The following is a 17,778-nucleotide window of genomic DNA, read 5'->3' as shown; positions in this document are numbered from 1 at the left end:
TCTATATTACGTAAAGCCAACTTACATTTTTCGTTCGGAATTCTTTCCATCTTTCGTTTCTTTATTTCTTGTGAAAAAGGCTTGAGCTTCTTGAATTTCACCGCGTATTTGTGACATTTCTTCATCTAAATGATAAGCTGCCTCCGCTGCCCTAATTAATCGCATACGTATATCCTCAGGGAATTGACCTTTATATTTATAATTAAGGGAATGTTCAATCGTCGCCCAGAAATTCATCGCTAATGTTCGGATTTGAATTTCGACTAAAATATTCTTTTCGCCATGGATCGTTTGTACAGGATACCTGATGACCACATGATAGGAACGATAGCCACTTTTCTTTTGATGAGAAATATAATCTCTTTCCTCCACCACTTCAAAATCATTTCGATTTCTAAGTAGTTTAACGACTGCATGAATATCATCAACAAATTGACACATCATTCGAAGTCCTGCAATATCCTGCATTTCTTCTTCGAGCCGATCAAGGGCGATTCCTTTATGATTCGCCTTATCTAAAATACTTGCGATTGGCTTTACCCTACCTGTAACAAATTCAATCGGGGAATGACTAGTATCCAATTCAAATTGACTTCTCATTCCTTTTAATTTAATTTTCAATTCATCTACTGCTTGTTTATAAGGTGCTAAAAAATAATCCCATTGCTTCATTTGATGATCACCTCATACATAATCTCTAATTCTTTAAAAGGATGACCACGAAGATCAAAAAGTTGTTTCTACCTTTTCAACCATTGCCTCTCCATAATTACTGTTCCCTTTAATATTTCCAATTAAATATTCTAATTCTTCATTAAACATTGGTAAAGGTAATTCCTCACTTTGATTAAAAAGAAATGCGGAAAGTGATTCATCTAAAGCTTCTTTTAACATTGGCCAGTATTCTTCTTTTAAGACAATATATGTATATTCCCCGTCCATTTCAATGATATAAACAAAGGCAAATTGATCTGAATCTACTAACATTTGACCCTTTGCCTCAGCATTGATGAATCGAATGCTTTCATCTACGATCAACTTTAACGATTGTTCTTCCTTTTCTATCGATAATACATAAACTTTTTTTGCCATTTTTTCCACCCTCCATTATTCCTTTTCATTTTAACACAACACCTTATTTATCTCATAAAAATTAAAGGTTTTTTTATCAACTACAATCATGATAAACTTACTTTGAAAGGATGATTCATTTGTCACAAACTATTGAAATCGAATTTAAAAATGAACTGACATTATCCGAATATAAAATAATCAAAACTCATTTCCAACTTCAAGATTCTCAGTTTTTTGTACAAGATAACCATTATTTTGATACAAAAGACTTTGATTTAAAAGAAAATAAAAGTGCGCTACGAATTCGAAAAAAAGGACAAGCATATGAGCTTACACTAAAACAACCTATCGCAAATGGATTATTAGAAACTAATCAAACCATCACTGAAATGGAAGCAAATGCTGCCATCAATCAAAATATCATTCCACAAGGCGAAGTTACCAATTTCTTATTAGAAATGAACATCCATATTTCCGATATTCATTTCTTTGGAACGCTATCAACAAAACGTGCAGAATGGAAATATAAAAATGGACTTCTTGTTTTGGATTATAGTACCTATTTAAACGTAGAAGATTATGAGTTAGAATACGAAGTAGAAGATTTTCAAACGGGACAATCATATTTTTTAGAACTACTCTCTACCCTACAAATTCCTAAAAGGAAAACGGAAAATAAGGTAATGAGATTTTACGAACGAAAATATCTACAAATCAAAAGTGATCAATCGTTATAAAAGGAGCATAACAATGAATGTTGATAAACTAAAGGCCATGCTCGAATTAAAGGCACTACAAAGCTTTCAGTTGCCAAACTCATCTAATAACTCATCACCGTCTCTATTTCAAGACTTAATGAATGAACTACTATCAGAGAATGAGATTTCGACACTAACAGATGATACAAATCAAAATAACTTGAATACAGTTGATTTATTTAAGTCTTCCTTACCGCCAATGAATTTAAAAGCAGCCAATTCAAGTTCAAAAGAGTTAGATGACATCATTGAGGAAGCTGCCGAGCATTATCAAATTCCAAGTAAATTAATCCGATCCGTAATTAAGCAGGAATCAAATTTCAACCCGAATGCGATGAGTGCAGCAGGTGCTTCTGGCTTAATGCAATTAATGCCAGCAACTGCGAAAGGACTAGGTGTTGAAAACGTTTTTAACCCTAGAGAAAATATATTCGGAGGCAGTAAGTATTTGCGTCAAATGTTAGATCGATACGATGGTGATATTAATCTCGCTCTTGCTGCCTATAATGCCGGTCCTGGCAATGTCGACCGTCATGGGGGAATCCCTCCATTTCGTGAAACACAAGACTATGTTAAAAAAGTAAGCAATCATTTCTATTCTTAACTTCTGTCTGTTATCGAAACAGACAGTTTTTTTTATGGATTCCTTCGTTCCTCGAAAAAAGTAGCGGTTTCGAAGCGATTTGTTTGAGTTATACTAATGGCATTGCTAAAATAAAGGAAAGTTATATATCCTGCACCTTTTTCACAGGATGGAGGACCTGAAAAATATATCATATTAAAGGAGTAATCAACATGATTGGAAATCCACTTACCCCATTTGATGCAATTGGTGAGGGCAAATTACATCAGTTAGTCGATGCTTTTTATTTACGGGTTAGTAGGCATCCTGATTTGGCTCCTATTTTTCCAACTGGTTTCAACGAAATTGCTAGAAAGCAAAAGCAATTTCTTACACAATATTTAGGTGGTCCGACTCTCTATACAGATGAGCATGGACATCCGATGATGCGTGCTAGACATCTACCATTTGAAATCACACCAAGACGTGCGAAAGCATGGCTATCTTGTATGAATGAAGCGATGGATGAAGTTGAATTAACTGGACATATAAGGGACGAATTCTTTGCTCGTCTTCACCTTACTGCCCAACATATGATCAATACTCCAGAAACCCAAGAAAAACTCGATGGTGATCAAAATTGAATGTAAACAATCCAAAGTCCAATTACTTCCATGGGACAGAAAAGAAGCCAATTGAAATCTATATGTTCATTGACCCATTATGTCCAGAATGCTGGGCACTTGAGCCAATCATGAAAAAGCTTATGATTGAGTACGGAAAATATTTTTCAATTAAATATGTGATTAGTGGTAAGATCAGTTCGCTAAATATTTCTAAAAGGAAAAATTTTGAAATCATGGCAGAACATTGGGAAAAAACAGCTACTCGAACAGGTATGTCCTGTGATGGAACTTTATGGTTAGAAAACCCAATTTCCTCACCTTTTATTGCATCTATTTCAATCAAAGCAGCAGAACTTCAAGGACGAAGAGCGGGTATTAAATTTCTTCGAAAACTCCAAGAAGTGTTATTTTTAGATAAACAAAATATTTCCGATTTTGAAGTACTAAAAGAATCTGCAAAAAGTGTAGGGCTTGATGTCGAGGAATTTATTGCCGACATCCATTCGGAAACGGCAGCCAAGGCCTTTCAATGTGATTTAAAAATTACAAATGAGATGGAAGTTGAAGAAATTCCAACACTCGTATTTTTCAATGAAAATGCGGAAGATGAGGGAATTAAAATAACAGGCTATTACCCTTACGAAGTGTATGTGCAAATTATCGAAGAAATTTTGCAAGATAAACCTGTAAAAGCTATACATCCGCCACTTGAAAGCTTTTTGAAATACTTTAAGCTTGTTGCCACTAAAGAAATTGCGGTCGTATACAATATGACTATTCCACAAGTAGAACGCGAAATGAAAAAACTTTTGCTCAAACAAAAAGTAGAACAAGTTCCTGTTAAATATGGCGTGTTTTGGAGATATATCGACCAATGACAGCGGAGCATCTAGAAATTCTAGAGCTCCCATTTTTATGAACAAAAGCGCGGGGTGCTTTATCAGCCCCGACAAGCAAATGCCGTCCCAAAGAGGAGGTTCACTCTTTAACCTTATCTTTAAGGCGCCATTTGACCCCGAGGGGCTAGGCGCTGGAACTGGACGTAAACTATACAAGTTAAGTAGCTATCTACATCCGAGTAATATAGTTTCCTTAACTAGGACAAAAAAGACAAAAGCCTTGCAAAATTATTCTGCAAGACTTTTGTCTTTTTTTAAAAATTTATATCATTCTTTTGGTTTCGATAATTATCCAAGCTTCGGGCGCCATCAGCTTTTGCTTGTCACTGATAAACAGGCGCCTTACGCTTTTTTAACAAAGGGGATGGGAGAAATTTTTCACGATCAAACAAAGGGGTATATGTTTGTTAAGTGATTAACTTCATGATTAAATATATCATGGAATAATTTACTTACACAATAAGTTTGTGCTTTATTTCACAATATTGTCAAAAAGGGGCATGCCCTCAATTTAGATCGAATATATTTTAGTAATAAACTGTTAGGGGGAGTCTTTTTGTGAAAAAATTTTCCGTTTTCCTTATGATAATTTTTATCCTTTTTTCTTTTTGTCTTCAACTTCTAGGTTTAATGAATTTAGTTCCGCTCTTTGTTAGTGCTCCGATTCTTTTTCTTTCTTTACTCATTTTCGTAAGTTTTATCAATAGCCGAAAACATTTTAGGGGGTTTAAATGAGAAAAGGAACCGTTCTATTCCATTCGGTTCCTTTTTTTCTATTTATTTGGACAACAAACTTTCCATTTCATTTAGCTTTTCTTCAAATACTTTACACGCTTCAGCAATTGGTTGTGAGCTTGTCATATCTACTCCAGCCTTCTTCAACACTTCGATTGGATAGTCCGAGCTTCCAGCACTTAAGAATTCAAGATAGCGTTTTACCGCTGGCTCTCCTTCTTCTAATATTTGCTTACTTAACGCAGTTGCAGCACTGAAACCTGTTGCATATTGGTACACATAGTAATTGTAATAGAAATGTGGAATTCTAGACCATTCTAAACCAATTTCCTGATCAATAATCAGATCATCTTCACCAAAATACTTCTTATTTAATTCATAATACATTTCTGTTAACGAATCGGCTGTTAGAGCTTCATTATTTTGCGCTTTTTGATGAATCATATGCTCATATTCAGCAAACATCGTTTGGCGGAAGACCGTCCCACGGAATCCTTCTAAATAATGATTTAGTAAATACAATCTCTTTTGCTCATCATCAATTGTTTTTAATAAATAATCATTCAATAAAGCCTCATTACATGTAGAGGCTACCTCCGCTACGAAAATTGAATAATCTCCATATGGATAGGGTTGTGTTTTTCTGGTGTAATAACTATGAACCGAATGACCAAACTCGTGGGCAAGAGTAAATAGATTATTTACATTGTCCTGCCAGTTCATTAAAATATATGGATTTGTGCCATATGTTCCAGAAGAATAGGCGCCACTGCGTTTCCCTTTATTTTCATGAACATCCACCCAACGATTTTCAAAGCCTTCTTTTAACACATTTATATAATCCTCGCCAAGTGGAGCTAACCCTTTTAAAATCATCTCTTTCGCTTCATCGTAAGCTACTTCCATTTTTACATCCTTTACGAGCGGTGTGTACAGATCATACATATGAAGCTCTTTCACACCTAACACCTTTTTCCGTAGCTTAACGTATCGCTGTAATAAATGAAGATTATCATTCACAGTGTTCACTAAGTTATCATAAACACTTTCAGGAATATTGTTTGCTGCAAGAGCAGCGTGTCTAGCGGAAGAGTAATTTCTAATTCTAGCGTTAAAATTATCCTTCTTCACATTTCCACTTAACGTACTAGCAAACGTATTACGAAACTTTCCATATGTGTCATAAACAGCTTTAAATGCATCGTGACGAACGCGTTGATCTTCATTTTCTAAGAATCTAGAGTATCTTCCATGAGTAACCTCTACTTCTTCCCCGTTTTCATCTTTAATCGATGGAAAGACTAAATCAGCATTATTCAACATCCCAAACGTATTGCCTGAACTTCCTAATACTTCACTCGCTTCTGCTAATAATGCTTCCTCTTTCGCACTAAGGACATGAGGACGCTGTAAATTAATTTCGTCTAATGCATGCTCATATAGCTTTAATTCTTCTTTTTCAGCTAAATAGCCTTTAATCTTTACTTCATCGATTGAAAGGATCTCTGGAACAATATAAGCAAGTGCACTCGCTGCTTGCGAATAAAGATTTTTAATACGATCATCTAACCCTTGGTAGAAAGAGTTTGTTGTATCTTGATCATATCTCATATGTGCATATGTATATAGCTTACCTACTCGCCCAATAAGATGATCTTGAGCTTGTAATGCTTCATATAAAGTGTCTGCACTTTCTCCAAGTTTCCCCTCATAACCTTTTAAATCAGGAATAAGACCTTTCACATCCTGAAATTCTTTCTCCCAAGCCTCGTCAGTAGCAAATATATCTTCTAATCGCCAAGTATCTTCAACTGAAATCTCACTTCGAGCTGGAAGTGTTTTTACTTTTACCTCATTCACCATTAAAATCCCTCCAAATATCCTTCGTCATTCGAATCATTCCTAAGTAATTATTCGACTTAGTTATAAAAAAATCCTTCCTCATCAATCTATTATGTCCAATTTTCAAAAATGCTTTTTTCATACTTTTTATAAAAAAATTCTTCCAATTCTCTTTGTTTATTAACATTGTTAGGAACGTCAATAGGTTTGTTAATAAGGAATGTATTCGAATTTACCCTTTTGAAAAAACCAACATTAACAAGTAGCTGCAAATATTCTTGAACAGCCATCGATATATGTCCCTCTTTCAAAAGTGGAAGCTGCCTTACTTGAATATGTTTCTGGAAAATTCTTTTCATAAAAGGGACGTAAATGTTATGAAATTTAATCGGTTTATCGATATTCCATTTTAAAAAAACATCGATAAACAAATAAGATTGCCATATGATTGGTGGAGTCATAATATATGGACTATATCGAATTGGTAGGCCAATATATGGGGGCAATAAAAATAAATTGAGGTTATTTTCATAAAGGGCGCGTAAAAATGGATGATGATAAGCATTTTGAAACTGAACTTGCTTCTGTTTCCATTTTTGGAGCTCTTTTACCCAAAGCATTGGTTGAATATTTTTAACTTTGAAAGATGAGAGCAACTGCGTCATATTTATTTTTTCTATACTAATAAGCTTTTGATCGGTAAAAGCTCTTCTTGATGAAATAGGCTGAATAGATTGCAGAAGAATGAACTTTTTTACTACTGAACAGTAATAAGGGATCGTCCATATATTTGAGGTAAAACTTTGAAGAAATAAATAGTGGAGATCAGAAAGTGAGGAAATATATGCTGTACATCTACTAAATTGATTGCCACCAAGGATCCAAATGGGAGAATACCCATTTGATAGATAGCCCTTTGTTCTTTTACTAAGACTCTCTTCACTAATGCTAGAACATTGATATTCTAATGCAAATTTCTTTCGACCAATAAAAAAGATAATATCAGCTCTTTGTTTAATTTTTGGATCATAGTACTCCATTTCGGGAGTTAACCCTTGTTGTTTCAACCAGTGATAAAGCTGAAGTTTCCCATTCATATGGTATTCTGATTCGCGTTCATACTCGAACAAGCAACTACTCCCTTGCAAATGGGAAAAATGAAAGACTCGTTTCTCGCCTAATTTAAGAATTACATTTTCTCTACATAGTGGACAATAAAATAACTCGTTATTCCTTAATACTTGAAGGTCAGCTTTCCCCCATCCGTCACCTAAACATATCCTATCCCCATTTTTTTTTAACGCTGTTAACATAGAATGAATCCTCCTTTCACTATCTAATTCGCCATCATTCAAATAATATCCTCTCACGCTCAAGGGAGAATTCAAAAAAACATCCCTGTAGACATAGATACTCAACAGGGATGTTTAAAGTAGTGGCGATAGTAAACGGGAGGTGGATTCTAAAAGACGCAAGCCAATATTACGCTTTTTAAATACCTCTAAATCAATTTTTTTCGAGTAATTCAGATCTTTTAAATAATCGCTAACGAGTTTTTGGGTACTTCTAGTTCGATAAAGGAAAGCATTGACTTCAAAATTTAAATGGAAGCTTCTCATATCCATATTTGATGTTCCAATCGAAGCAATTTCATGATCTACAATGACTATTTTACTATGCATAAATCCTCTTTCATACTCATAAATTTGAACCCCAGCCTCCATTAATTCTGGAAAATAAGATCTTGATGCATGAAAGACAATTCGTTTATCAGGTCGTTTCGGAACTAAAATTCTTACATCAATGCCACTCAGTGCAGCAACCTTAATTGCTGAAAAAATATCCTCATCAGGGATAAAATAAGGAGAAGCGATCCAAACTGATTTTTCCGCAGAGGTAATCATTGAAAAGAAAATATTCTTTATGACACTCAATTCATTATCTGGGCCACCAGCAATTAAATGGACTCCACCGTGAATATTCTCTTGCAGATCAGGTGATAAATATTCAGCTGTTAAAAAGCTATGGTTCGTCATATAATACCAATCCTGAAGGAAAATTAACTGTAGTGATCGAACCGCTTCTCCTTTAAGCATAAGATGTGTGTCACGCCAAAATCCAAATTGCTTACTTCTTCCTAAATACTCATCTCCTATATTTAATCCACCAACAAAACCAACAGATCCATCAACGACGATAATTTTCCGATGATTTCGGAAGTTAAATTTATTATTTAAAAATGGAAGTCTAACTGGCCCAAACGGAACCATTTCAATTCCAGCATTTTTCAAATCCCGAATATACAATTTGGATAGCTTCCAAGACCCAACTGCATCATAGAGGAACCGAATCTTCACTCCTTCTTTCGCTTTAGCAATTAATAAATTTTTTATTTCGTGACCGATCTCATCATCACGAACAATATAATATTCTAAATGTATATGATGTGTTGCTTTTCGTATTTCACTTAGAATGTATCGAAAGGTCTCTGCACCATTCGTTAGCGTTTTAGTTGAAGTAGCAAAGGAAATAGGGCTATTGCCTAATTTTTGCGCCAAATTAAATAATCTCCGTTGCTGATCACCCATTTGACGCATTTTCTCTTCACTTTTCGGATCACTCTCACCTTCGACCTTTAAAAATGCTTGTTTATCAAGAAAATATTTTTTTCGATAAATTCTTTCCTTCCGATAGTTACGACCAAAAAGTAGGTAAAAGAAAAAACCAACTAATGGGAAGCTACCTAGAACGACAAGCCAGGTTAACGTTTGTGTTGGATGGCGATTCTCTAGAAAGATAACAAAGCTAATAAAAATCACTGACATAGTAATGAAAATACTTGTGTACCTAAAAAATTCACCAGCAATATAATCCTTAAAAAAAGATCCTAGTACAATTAATACGGAAAGGAACAGAACAATGCGTACCGTGCTCTTCAACTTCGTCACCTACTAAACAATCTTGTAATCTTAATAGTGTATAGAAAAAAGACCGATTTCAACCATTGAAATCGGCATTTTTATTAAGAAAAGTATGTTCTTAATGTTTCAAATACATTTTCATCAATTACTTCTTTACCATATTCCTCAAGTCGATGCATCGTCAATGGAGATTCCATACCGAATTCCATTAAAATACTTAACAAATTATCGATTTCTTCTTCGCTAAAGATCTCTTCGTCAAATTCTACATATAAATAATATTTATTCTCAAATGCAAATAATCTTGTAAATAGGTCATCCAGACCAGGTCGTTTTGCAAGTGAAATGACATCCTCAAAGTCTCTAAAAGATAGCACAAATTCAAGCGGTTCCTCACTTACAAATTCTTCCTCATCTTTACCGGAATTAAAATGATGATCGAGCAATTCTTCAATCCGTTCATCCACAGGTAAATCCTTCAGCTTATCAGAAGTACCAGACAAATCAAATTTCTGACCGTCTTTTCCCATATGAGCTCTTGTTACCAGAACTTCCAATCCTTTTTCCATTGCATGTACTTGGATCCAAAGAGGACCTTCTACTTCAAACTCTTCTTCCTGATGGACTTCATCCATCATCTCCCAGAAGAGTTCTTCACTACGCTCACGATTGTACCAAATTTCCTCACGATCAAAGCCTCTTTTTTCTATATCAACATATGAAATATAAAATTTAACTGTATTATCATTAATTCTTTCAATTTCCATCATACACTCTCCCTTCTGGTATATGATTGAAGGAATAAATACCCCCGTTAAATATACTGACATACCATAAATGATAATGGATATTCTACACCTTGTACTTTCATTTTATGACAAAATAGCAAATTTGGGAAATAAAAACTGTAAAATAAATAAAAATCGTCATATGCCTATTTAAAGTATTATAACAATTATTTATGAATTTAACAATTTTCGAAGTCCTAAAAAGTTTTCCTATAAACAAAAAAACCTTCAATGTCTATTCAACATGAAGGTCTTTTCCACCTTTTAATTCACTAATCGTTGTGCTTCCCTTAGTTGATAAGTACGTACTTTTCTTGGTAAGAATCTACGTATCTCATCTTCATTATAACCCACTTGAAGGCGTTTCTCATCGAGAATAATCGGACGTCTTAATAATCCTGGATTATCTTTTATTAATTCGAAAAGATCCTGTAATGGCATACTTTCCACATTCACATCTAATTTTTGAAATGTTTTTGATCTTGTAGAAATAATTTCATCTGTTCCATCTTCAGTCATTCTCAAAATTTCTTTTATTTCATCAATAGATAGAGGTTCTGCAAAAATATTTCTTTCTGCGTATGGAATTTCATGCTCTTCAAGCCAGCTTTTAGCTTTTCTACATGATGTACAACTTGGTGAAGTATATAAGGTAACCATTTTCCTTCACTCCTTTTAATAAAGATCTTTATAGTAAGTTCGATAATGATTAAATTAAAATAACTTTAATAAAGTAATTTATATCATTAATTATACATCACTCACTATCAAAAAGGTATACTTTTTTCAATCGATGCCCATAAGGCTTAATATTTTCTCTCCATATTATTAGACGTATCAAATTCGAAAAAGTTTCATTTTTTTTACTCATTATATAAATAATTTTATTTTATGAACATGACCATTTTGAATCGTAATTATTAATCATTCTTTTAAACTAGATGGTGAAATATTTGAATAAGTAATTAGGATTTAATGATTTTCCTCTTTAATTAGTATGAAAATTCTTTTACAATAGGATTAGGGGATTTTATTAAAGTGATTTCGTTTGTGAAGATCACACAACGTAAAATGGAGGTTTATTTATGCAAGGTTACATAATGGATTTAACAATTGTTGCAATACTCATTATCGGTATCACTGCCTTAATGGGAGTAATAACCAATGGATTTGGAGAAAAGGTATTTGGTGGAAAAAGAAATTCAGAATTTGTAGATAAATCCGCAAGTGTACAAGCTGGTTGGAAGAGGGTTGGCGGAAAGAAAAAATAACCATTTAAATATAGAAAAACGATCTCGAATTTGAGATCGTTTTTTTTTAGTTAATATATTGAGCTTGGTATTGCTTAAATTCTTTTTCAGAACAATAAACAAAATGCCCAGGTGCCACTTCTCGCATTTCAATTTGCTCATTACCTTCATAGTTATGAACACTAGGATCATAAGAAATTCTTTTACGAGTTCGTTCAGACTCTGGATCTGGCAACGGAATAGCAGATAGTAATGATTGAGTATATGGATGTAATGGATTTTTATATAATTCATCTGCAGGGGCTAATTCCACAAGTTTTCCGAAGTACATAACCCCAATACGATCACTGATATATTTAACCATCGATAAATCATGAGCAATGAAAAGATAAGTTAATCCTTTTTCACGCTGTAGTTTTCTCATTAAATTAACAACCTGAGCCTGGATTGAAACATCGAGTGCCGAAATTGGCTCATCCGCAATAATGAATTCAGGCTGTACAGCTAAAGCTCGTGCAATTCCAATACGCTGTCTTTGTCCCCCAGAGAACTCATGTGGATAACGGTTAGCATGTTCTTTATTTAAACCGACTGTTTCAAGTAGATCATATACTTGCTTCATACGTTCTTGCTTTGTCTTTGCAAGTCCATGAATATCGATTCCTTCTGCAATAATATCCGCTACAGTCATACGTGGATTTAACGATGCATAAGGATCCTGGAAAATCATTTGCATTTTGCGATTGAATTTCTTCAATTCACTTTTAGATTTTTTACCATGTACGTCCTCACCATTAAATAAAACTTGTCCATCAGTTGCATCGTAAAGGCGAATGATTGTTCTGCCTGTTGTCGATTTACCACATCCGGATTCTCCAACAAGACCTAGTGTTTCCCCTTTATATATATCAAAGCTAACACCATCAACCGCTTTAACTAAGTCTGGTCTCCCAGTATTAAAATGCTGCTTTAAGTTTTTTATTTCTAGTAATTTTTCTGCCATGTTATTTCCCTCCCTTTACAAGTACAGGCTTTTCAAAGGTAGAGGATAATTTACGCATTTTTCTCTTAACAGCGTCAGGTGGCTCAACTTTTGGAGCGTCCGAATGCAATAACCAAGTTTTTGCAAAATGTGTTTCTGAAATTTGGAACATCGGCGGCTCTTCTTCAAAATCAATTTGCATAGCATAGGGATTTCTTGCTGCAAATGCATCCCCTTTTGGAGGATTCGTTAAATCAGGAGGCGTCCCTGGTATGGCTGCTAATTCAGATTTATCGTCATTATCCAAGCTAGGCATTGAAGCAAGTAATCCCCAAGTATAAGGATGACGTGGATCATAGAAAATTTCATCAACCGTTCCTGTTTCAACAATCTGTCCGCCATACATTACAGCTACACGATCAGCAACATTTGCTACAACCCCAAGATCATGAGTAATAAAAATAATCGAAGTGTCCATTTTTGATTGCAAACTTTTCATTAACTCTAAGATTTGTGCTTGAATGGTAACATCCAATGCAGTTGTAGGCTCATCCGCAATTAATAGCTTGGGATTCGCTGCAAGGGCAATAGCAATCATCGCACGTTGTCTCATTCCACCAGAAAATTCATGTGGATATTGATTGACACGTTTTTCAGGCATTGGAATACCAACTAATCGAAGTAATTCGACCGCACGTTCCTTCGCCGCAGTAGTGGATAAGTTTTGATGTTTGATTAAACCTTCCATAATTTGGCGCCCAATTCTCATGGTAGGATTTAAAGAAGTCATCGGGTCTTGGAAAATCATACTAATTTCTTTCCCACGCACCTTTTCCATCTGTTTATCCGTCATTGGAACAATGTCTTTTCCTTCAAATAAAATTTGACCGCCTTTTATTTTACCAGGAGGCATAGGAATTAGTTTCATAATCGTCTGTGTGGTTACAGATTTTCCTGAACCTGATTCTCCTACAATTGCTAATGTCTCCCCTTTATATAAATCAAAGCTAACACCTCGGACAGCTTTGACTTCCCCTCCATATGTTTGGAATGAGACTTCTAAATCTTTCACTTCTAATACTTTTTCCATATCCTCACTCCTTATTTACGTAGTCTTGGGTCTAATGCATCCCGCATACCGTCACCAATAACGTTAAAGGCAAAAATAGTTAAAGCGATAAAAGTTGCTGGGAAGAATAAACGCCATGGATAATATTTTAGAGCTGGTAGTCCATCAGCAGCCATTGTACCCCAACTCGCAAGTGGAGGTGTTAAGCCTAAACCTAAAAAGCTGAGGAAAGATTCAGTGAAGATAGCCGAAGGCACAGTAAGTGTCATCGTAACTAAAATCGGACCCATTGTGTTAGGAATTAAATGTTTACCCATAATTCTAGACATACTTGCACCTAGTGTACGTGATGCTAAAACATACTCTTGTCCTTTTAAAGATAGTACTTGACCACGCACAATCCTGGACATATTAATCCAACCTGTTATTGTCATCGCCAAAATCATCGTTCCTAGATTTTGTCCTAATACAACCATTAATAGAATAACAAGTAATAAGTATGGAACACCATATAAAATGTCAGCTGTTCTCATCATTAATTCATCGGTTCGTCCGCCTTTATAACCTGAAATTCCACCCCATAAAACACCAATTGTAAAATCAATTAATGCCGCAAACACACCAATTGCAAGTGAAATTCTTGCACCTTCCCATGTACGTGCAAACATATCACGTCCAAGATCATCTGTTCCGAACCAATGATCACCATTTGGAGCTTGATTCGTATTCATCAAATCATTGGTTACGTAATCATATTTTGTCATATATGGTCCAAAGATCGCCATGAAAACAAGTATAACTAACAATACAATCCCGAACATGGCAAGCTTGTTTTTTCGAAAACGAATAGATACATCTTTCCAAAAAGAAAGACTTGGTTTTGAGATTCTTTCAGAATCCGTCCCTTTATTTCCAACAATTTGAAATTTCTCTTTTGAAATTTGTTGCATAATTACTCTCCTTTCTTCCCGCCGGCTATTTTGATACGTGGATCAATTAGTCCGTAGGCTATGTCGACTAGAAGAATAGAAATCAATAGGATGATACTGTAAAATACAGTAACTCCCATAATTACCGTATAGTCACGATTTGCTATAGAAGTAACGAAATGTGAACCAAGACCTGGAATTCCAAATATTTTTTCAATAACGAAACTACCCGTTATAATACCAGCTGATAAAGGACCAATATAAGATACTACTGGTAATAAGGCATTTCGAATCGTATGTTTAATCGTAATAACACCTTTACTAAGTCCTTTTGATTTTGCAGTACGAATATAATCATTCGCTAAAACCTCTAACATACTCGAACGTGTTAAACGAGCAATAAATGCCATTGGTGATAAAGCCAAAGCTAATGAAGGTAAGATAGTATGCATAAATGAATCCCATCTTGCTACCGGTAAAATCCCCAATTTGATTGCAAAGATATATTGCAAGAAGCTCGCCATAATAAAGGATGGTACAGATATACCTAAAACGGCAACAATCATTGCAGTGTAATCTTGCCATTTATTATGATAGAGTGCAGCTATTACTCCTAATAAGACACCTAACGCTAAAGCAATGAGGATTGCTTGAGCGCCCAATGCTAATGAAACAGGGAAACCATCACTGATGAGATCATTAACTGTTCTCGATTTATATTTAAATGATGGACCGAAATCCCATGTTGCAATTCTACCTAAATATTCACCATATTGAACATACCACGGGTCATTTAAACCATAATGTTCATTTAGTGCAGCTTCAATTTCAGGCGGCAATTGCTTTTCAGAAGTAAAGGGATTTCCTGGCGCGATACGCATGAGGAAAAATGTTGCTGTAACAATAAGAAATAAAGATAGTAACATGTAAAGTAAACGCTTACTTAGGTATTTTGCCAATGGTGCACACCTCCAATTGTTAGTAAATTGCGAAAAGTCCCTTTCAGAAAATCAAGGTATATGAGCGGATGCCCATATACCTTAATATCATGCCCTTATTTAGTTAAAAATCTATTCAAGATATGCCCATTTTAATTGGCCACTACCAAGACCAGACACGACTACATCTTTAAGGTTATCTTTTTGTACCCATACATTTGTATAGTAATAAAGAGGTAATACTGGCATTTCATCAATGAAAATTGCTTCAGCATCTTTTAACATTTGAGTACGTTTTTCTGGATCTGTTTCTTTTTGAGAGTCAATTAATAATTGTTTGAACTCTGCATTTTCCCAAAGTGTATCGTTATTACCGCCTTTTTTATCGCGGAATAATTCAAGGAAGTTAATCGGGTCGTTGAAATCACCTAACCAGCCCATACGACCGATCATGTAATCGCCTTTATGAAGCTTGTCAATATAAACAGCCCATTCAGCATTATCAAGCTTAACATTTACACCAAGTTCAGTTTTCCACATATCTTGAACTGCTTGTGCAATTTTTTGATGTGCTTCACTTGTGTTATAAGAAAGAGTGATTGCTGGTAATTCAGAAGCATCTTTTAAACCAAGTTCTTTTAATCCAGCAGCTAAAAATTCTTTTGCTTTCGCAGTGTCATTATCTTTGAAATATCCTTGTTCGTTTTCAGGGAACATTGACGGTGGTACTGCACCCATAGCTGGAATTTGTCCACCCTGTGTAATTTTTTCAACAATTGCTTTACGGTTTACCGCATAAGCTAAAGCTTTACGGATGTTTTTGTTATTTAATGGTGGTTGTTCTGTTTGGAATTTATACCAGTACGTACCAGCGATTGGTTGAACAACTAGATCACCAGAATCTTTTAATTGTGGAATCGCATCTGTTGGAAGTTCTCCAAATGGAGCTCCAGCACGATCTAATTCCCCGTTATCAAACATAGATAATTCAGTGTTTGTATCATTGATCATGTACATTTCAACGTTTGTTAATTTAACTGTATCAGCATCCCAATAGTTATCATTCTTTTCAAGAACGATTTTATCTTGGTGTGTCCATTCAGTCATTTTGAAAGGACCGTTTGATACATAATTTTCACCTGCTTCAGCATACCAGTTTGCATTCGCTTCAGCGATTTTGTGGTTAACTGGGAAGTATGTGTAGAATGCAGTTAACTCTAAGAAATAAGGAGTTGGGTTTTCTAAAGTAACTTCTAGAGTTTTTTCATCAATTGCTTTAACTCCAACTTCATCTACAGAACCTTTACCTTCATTTGCTGCTTGTGCACCTTTAACATAATAAAGTTGATAAGCGTATTGTGATTGGTTTGCAGGATCAAGTGCCCATTTCCATGCATAAACGAAATCTTCTGCTGTTACTGCGTCACCATTAGACCATTTTGCATCACGTAACTTAAATGTGTAAGTTTTTAAGTCTTCAGATACTTGAACATCTTCAGCCATTGCATTTTCAGGCTTACCTTCTTTACCAATACGAGTTAATCCTTCAAATGTTTGATATAAAACACTTCCAGAAGTATTGTCATTTGCTAAACCAGGATTTAATGAAAATGGCTCAGTTTTGATATTTAAGCGTAGTTCTTGTGGTACATCTGACGCTTTATCTTTACCTTCGTTAGATTTTCCACCGCTAGTGTCTTTACCAGCACATGCCGCTAAGAACATGCTTAGTACTAGTAACATGCTAAAAAAGATTGAAATTCTTTTCTTCACTGTTTTACCCCCTATATTTTAATTCGACAAAGAATCAATACGTTTAATAAAATCCCCAAAAATCAATCTGAAATACATTTGTACACATAGAGAATATTTATGGAATAGTCTGTCTTTTCACATTATAGTAATATACTAAAATAGTAATTTATTACAACTGACTATTTAATATTTCTGAAAATTAAGTTAGAAAGTTTTTAGAACTTTCTAACAAACAGAATCCACTATGTTGTTTTATCAATGTTTTCTGACGATTTAATAGACAATTTCGTAAGAATTCATTTGTTGAGTTTATTATAAATAGTTTAAAAATTTATTGCAAGTGTGATTTATGTCCTAAATTTTGGTTTTCCAATATAATAATATTAAGAATACTTGAATTATAGGCATTTTTTCGACATAATTCGTCAAAAATTTTATTTTAACTTTTAAAAAAATTTTTTTCATTTACCATTTTACTTGACAGGAGTTATAGGAAAAGGTAAAATTTTAATATTTAAATATACTGCAATGAAAAAGAATAGTACATTCAATTGAAGGATTAAAGAGAGTTTGTGGTTGGTGAAAACAAACATCCCAATGAATGGAATGGACTTTTGAGCTTCAAGTAGGAAGGTTAATCATAACCAAAT

General features: G+C 34.5%; 17 protein-coding genes and 1 other annotated feature (1 of these 18 cut by a window edge). Of the genes, 5 read left to right on the top strand and 12 right to left on the bottom strand.

Translation table 11 applies throughout. The features are described from left to right. Window positions 1-21: 21 nt before the first annotated feature. Window positions 22-672, bottom strand: coding sequence for a GTP diphosphokinase (yjbM, locus tag ACFSO7_RS04335; RefSeq protein ID WP_377875626.1), 651 nt, complete (start codon window positions 670-672; stop codon window positions 22-24). Between the two features lie 54 nt (window positions 673-726). Beyond that, on the bottom strand, window positions 727-1,092 hold the full coding sequence (locus ACFSO7_RS04330; RefSeq protein WP_377875625.1) for a UPF0738 family protein: 366 nt from the start codon (window positions 1,090-1,092) through the stop codon (window positions 727-729). 119 nt (window positions 1,093-1,211) lie between these two features. Between ACFSO7_RS04330 and ACFSO7_RS04325 the strand changes: the two genes are divergently transcribed. From ACFSO7_RS04325 to ACFSO7_RS04310, 4 genes are all read left to right on the top strand, one after another. Further along, window positions 1,212-1,811 carry a CYTH domain-containing protein gene (locus tag ACFSO7_RS04325; protein ID WP_377875623.1) on the top strand — a complete coding sequence of 200 codons (600 nt, stop codon included), beginning with the start codon at window positions 1,212-1,214 and terminating at the stop codon, window positions 1,809-1,811. Window positions 1,812-1,824: 13 nt separating this feature from the next. Next, window positions 1,825-2,436 (top strand): lytic transglycosylase domain-containing protein, encoded by a 612-nt coding sequence (locus tag ACFSO7_RS04320; RefSeq protein WP_377875621.1) that lies wholly within the window; start codon window positions 1,825-1,827, stop codon window positions 2,434-2,436. A 191-nt stretch (window positions 2,437-2,627) separates the two neighbouring features. Continuing rightward, window positions 2,628-3,038, top strand: coding sequence for a globin domain-containing protein (locus tag ACFSO7_RS04315; RefSeq protein WP_377875619.1), 411 nt, complete (start codon window positions 2,628-2,630; stop codon window positions 3,036-3,038). Next, entirely contained in the window at window positions 3,035-3,898 is an 864-nt protein-coding gene (locus ACFSO7_RS04310; protein WP_377875617.1) for a ClpXP adapter SpxH family protein, read from the top strand. Before ACFSO7_RS04315 ends, ACFSO7_RS04310 begins: the two co-directional genes overlap by 4 nt. 798 nt (window positions 3,899-4,696) lie before the next feature. Here the strand turns inward: ACFSO7_RS04310 and pepF are convergent. The 5 genes from pepF to spxA form a co-directional block, all read right to left on the bottom strand. Next, window positions 4,697-6,517, bottom strand: a complete 1,821-nt coding sequence (gene pepF, locus ACFSO7_RS04305) for an oligoendopeptidase F (protein WP_377875615.1) — start codon at window positions 6,515-6,517, stop codon at window positions 4,697-4,699. A gap of 89 nt (window positions 6,518-6,606) precedes the next feature. Continuing rightward, window positions 6,607-7,809 (bottom strand): competence protein CoiA, encoded by a 1,203-nt coding sequence (locus tag ACFSO7_RS04300; RefSeq protein ID WP_377875614.1) that lies wholly within the window; start codon window positions 7,807-7,809, stop codon window positions 6,607-6,609. A 114-nt stretch (window positions 7,810-7,923) separates the two neighbouring features. After that, entirely contained in the window at window positions 7,924-9,435 is a 1,512-nt protein-coding gene (gene cls / locus ACFSO7_RS04295; RefSeq protein ID WP_377875612.1) for a cardiolipin synthase, read from the bottom strand. Window positions 9,436-9,518: 83 nt separating this feature from the next. Further along, entirely contained in the window at window positions 9,519-10,184 is a 666-nt protein-coding gene (mecA, locus tag ACFSO7_RS04290; RefSeq protein WP_377875610.1) for an adaptor protein MecA, read from the bottom strand. 285 nt (window positions 10,185-10,469) lie between these two features. Then, complete coding sequence (spxA, locus tag ACFSO7_RS04285; RefSeq protein WP_377875609.1) at window positions 10,470-10,865, bottom strand: transcriptional regulator SpxA; 396 nt, start codon at window positions 10,863-10,865, stop codon at window positions 10,470-10,472. 425 nt (window positions 10,866-11,290) lie between these two features. On the opposite strand from spxA, the gene ACFSO7_RS04280 reads away from it, so the two are divergent. Continuing rightward, window positions 11,291-11,476 carry a hypothetical protein gene (locus ACFSO7_RS04280; protein WP_377875607.1) on the top strand — a complete coding sequence of 62 codons (186 nt, stop codon included), beginning with the start codon at window positions 11,291-11,293 and terminating at the stop codon, window positions 11,474-11,476. Window positions 11,477-11,522: 46 nt separating this feature from the next. Here ACFSO7_RS04280 and ACFSO7_RS04275 read toward each other — a convergent pair whose 3' ends face one another. The 5 genes from ACFSO7_RS04275 to ACFSO7_RS04255 form a co-directional block, all read right to left on the bottom strand. Then, window positions 11,523-12,458, bottom strand: a complete 936-nt coding sequence (locus tag ACFSO7_RS04275; RefSeq protein WP_377875606.1) for an ABC transporter ATP-binding protein — start codon at window positions 12,456-12,458, stop codon at window positions 11,523-11,525. Window position 12,459: 1 nt separating this feature from the next. Continuing rightward, window positions 12,460-13,527 carry an ABC transporter ATP-binding protein gene (locus ACFSO7_RS04270; protein ID WP_377875604.1) on the bottom strand — a complete coding sequence of 356 codons (1,068 nt, stop codon included), beginning with the start codon at window positions 13,525-13,527 and terminating at the stop codon, window positions 12,460-12,462. An 11-nt stretch (window positions 13,528-13,538) separates the two neighbouring features. Beyond that, window positions 13,539-14,456: an ABC transporter permease gene (locus ACFSO7_RS04265; RefSeq protein WP_377875602.1), complete on the bottom strand. Its 918-nt coding sequence runs from the start codon at window positions 14,454-14,456 to the stop codon at window positions 13,539-13,541. Between the two features lie 2 nt (window positions 14,457-14,458). Further along, window positions 14,459-15,394, bottom strand: a complete 936-nt coding sequence (locus ACFSO7_RS04260; RefSeq protein WP_377875601.1) for an ABC transporter permease — start codon at window positions 15,392-15,394, stop codon at window positions 14,459-14,461. Window positions 15,395-15,505: 111 nt separating this feature from the next. Then, complete coding sequence (locus ACFSO7_RS04255) at window positions 15,506-17,146, bottom strand: peptide ABC transporter substrate-binding protein (protein WP_377875599.1); 1,641 nt, start codon at window positions 17,144-17,146, stop codon at window positions 15,506-15,508. Between the two features lie 501 nt (window positions 17,147-17,647). Continuing rightward, window positions 17,648-17,778, top strand: a binding site (T-box leader) (it continues 116 nt past the right edge of the window).

Source organism: Bacillus sp. CGMCC 1.16607 (assembly GCF_042683745.1).
In the GTDB taxonomy this organism is placed as follows: domain Bacteria; phylum Bacillota; class Bacilli; order Bacillales; family Cytobacillaceae; genus Pseudoneobacillus.
Note: the sequence above shows the minus strand (reverse complement) of the source record. Positions and strands in the feature narration are given on the sequence as shown.